General features: G+C 73.8%; 3 protein-coding genes. All 3 read left to right on the top strand.

All coding sequences use genetic code 11. From position 1 onward, the window contains the following. Positions 1-166: 166 nt before the first annotated feature. Positions 167-1,321 (top strand): hypothetical protein, encoded by a 1,155-nt coding sequence (locus ACFE67_RS14800; protein WP_375407633.1) that lies wholly within the window; start codon positions 167-169, stop codon positions 1,319-1,321. Then, positions 1,318-1,980, top strand: a complete 663-nt coding sequence (locus tag ACFE67_RS14795) for a DUF4129 domain-containing protein (RefSeq protein ID WP_375407632.1) — start codon at positions 1,318-1,320, stop codon at positions 1,978-1,980. The genes ACFE67_RS14800 and ACFE67_RS14795 overlap by 4 nt, the downstream gene beginning before the upstream one ends. Next, the coding region (locus ACFE67_RS14790; RefSeq protein WP_375407631.1) for a DUF4350 domain-containing protein at positions 1,977-2,668 on the top strand (692 nt) is incomplete at its 3' end. The genes ACFE67_RS14795 and ACFE67_RS14790, both read left to right, overlap by 4 nt.

Genomic DNA, 2,668 nt, shown 5'->3' with positions numbered 1-2,668 from the left:
GACGTCGACGGGCGAGAACCGGGTCCCGTCAGCGTAATCGACCCGTGACCCGCGCGGCGCTCCGTAGCGCGGGGCTCGGTGCTGAGGAGGCGGCGGGCGGGGCGGCGTGGAGGCCGATCCGCGCGGGACGCAGACCAACGTCGCACCGCCATGGAACGATGACGCCATGGCTGATCAGGGCGGCGACTGGACCTCGCCCGGCGGCGGACCGCGACCCGACGCGGACCCGCCCCGGTACGGCGAGCGGATCCCGGGCGCCGCGCAGCCATCCCAGGTGCCGGCTCCGATCCTCCCGCAGGCGTATGCGCCACCGCCGAAGCCAGGGCTGATCCCCCTCCACCCGCTGTCCTTCGGCCAGCTGCTCGGTGGCGCCTTCCAGTCGATCCGCTACAACCCGCGCGCGACGATCGTGCCGGCGCTGATCGTCTCGGTGGTGCAGAACGCGTTGACCGTCGGGCTCACCTACGGCATCGGGCTCAGCACCTTCGACCGCGTTCAGCGCGCGACGAATGAGGCGGATCAAGCCGCCATCGCCGCGGGAGGCGTGGCCATCGGCGGTGCCGCGTTCCTGGCCGTGCTGGTGGTCACGGTCGTCGCCACCGCGCTGCTGCAGGGTCTGATCACCCGCGTCGTCGCGGACGGCGTGCTCGGCAAGCGGCCGACGGCCGGCGAGGCGCTGCGCGCGGCGGCGCGCCGCTTCTGGCCGCTCATCGGCTTCTCCGCGATCCTCACGGTGATCATGCTGGTGCTCGTCCTGGTCCTCGCGGCGACCGTGGTCGGGCTGCTCGTCGCGTTCTCCAGCGTCGCCGACGACATCGGGGTCGTCTACGCCGTGCTCGCGGCGATCCCGGTCGCGGTCGCGCTGCTCGTCGTCTACTTCTTCTTCACCATCAAGTTCGCGTTCGCGCCGTCGATCATCGTGCTGGAGCGCGGCACCGTCTTCGCCTCCATCGCGCGGTCCTGGCGGATCACGCGCCGTGCGTTCTGGCGCACCCTCGGCCTGGTCGCACTCGTGACGACCATGGTGTCGGTCGCGGGCCAGATCGTGTCGCTGCCGTTCACCATCCTGGGTGGGGCGGTCACCGGGCTGCTGTTCCCGAACGCCGGCAGCGACGTGACGAGCCAGCTCCTCACCGGGCTCGCGGGCAGCTCGCCGGCGCTGGTCGTCGCCGTGATCGTCTCGGGCATCGGGCAGATCGCCACCGTCTCCGCGCTCGTGCTCATCTACCTCGACCGCCGGATGCGCACGGAGGGGCTCGACCTCGACCTGCAGCGCTGGGTCGAGCAGGGTGGCGGCGACCCCTACGAGCACGTCGGATGATCGCGGTCCCGCCTGCGGCTCTCGAAGGGCTGCCGGCCGCCGTGCCGGTGCAGCCCGACGCGGACACCGCCCGTGGATGGCTGCTCGACGAACTGGCGAAACCCGCGTACGCCTCGGCGCAGCCGTCACCGATCGACCGCGCCGCGGAGGCGTTCGTCACCTGGTTCTCGGGCCTGTTCGACGTGCGCGGCTCGAACACGCCGCCCGTCGCCCTTGCGATCGCGCTCGGCGTCGTCGTCGCCGTGCTCGTGGTCGCGCTGCTGCTGTTCGGCGTGCCGCGCCGGAACCGGAGGAGCAGCGTCGGCGCCCTGTTCGGCGCCGACGACCGGCGGTCGGCGGGCGAGATGCGCCGCGCCGCAGAGGCCGCGATGGCGGCGGGCGACTGGTCGCTGGCCGTGCTCGAGCGGTTCCGGGCGCTCGCCCGTGGGCTCGACGAGCGCACGCTCGTCGCCGTGTTCCCCGGCACCACCGCCTCGGCGTTCGCCGCCGCTGCGGCCCGCACCTTCCCGGCCGAGCACGGCGATCTGCAATCCGCCGCCGAGCTGTTCGACGGCGTGCGGTACGCCGACGAGCAAGCGGTGCGGCAGGACGCCCTGTCCGTGTTCGCGCTCGACGACCGGCTCGCAGCCGCGCGGCCGCAGACCCTGGAGCCCGCGTGACCGCGGTCGCCGCGCAGGAGGCCGTCACCCCGACCGTCGGCAGGGCGCTGCGCCGGGCCCGCTTCTGGGTCGTCGCAGCGGTCGTCGTCGTCATCATCGCGATCGGCGGCGCCGTCGTGAACTCGACCACGAGCGCGGGCGGCACGTTCGATGCCGCGAACCCGGGTCCGTTGGGAGGCAAGGCGCTCCGCTCGGTGCTCGAGCAGCAGGGCGTCCGCGTCACGGACACCACCACGGTCGCCGCCGCAGCCTCCACCTCCGGCACCCTGCTGGTCGACGATGCGGAGGCCACGATCACCGCGGACAGCTGGACGAAGCTGCTGGCGGGGCGCACCCGCATCGTCGTGCTCTCGCCCGACCGCGCCGCGCTCGACGCGCTGCTGCCCAGCACGACCGCGGCGGGGAACCCGACCGGGGCGACCGCGCCGGCGGGCTGCGATCTCGCACTCGGCCGCCGCGCCGGTGCGATGTCGCTGGCGGGCGTCGACCTGAGCCTGCGATCGTCGTCCGCGACGATCTGCTTCCGGGACGCCTCCGGCGCCGGCCAGCTCATCTCCGGCACCCACGACGGCACCCGGGTCCTGCTGCTCGCCGATCGCACCGCGTTCACGAACGAGCACATCACCGCCTCCGGGAACGCCGCGGTCGCGCTCGGCGCCCTCGGCGCGACCGCGGACCTCGTCTGGTT

The sequence above is a fragment of the uncultured Amnibacterium sp. genome (assembly GCF_964244015.1).
Classification (GTDB): Bacteria; Actinomycetota; Actinomycetes; order Actinomycetales; family Microbacteriaceae; genus Amnibacterium.
Note: the sequence above shows the minus strand (reverse complement) of the source record. Positions and strands in the feature narration are given on the sequence as shown.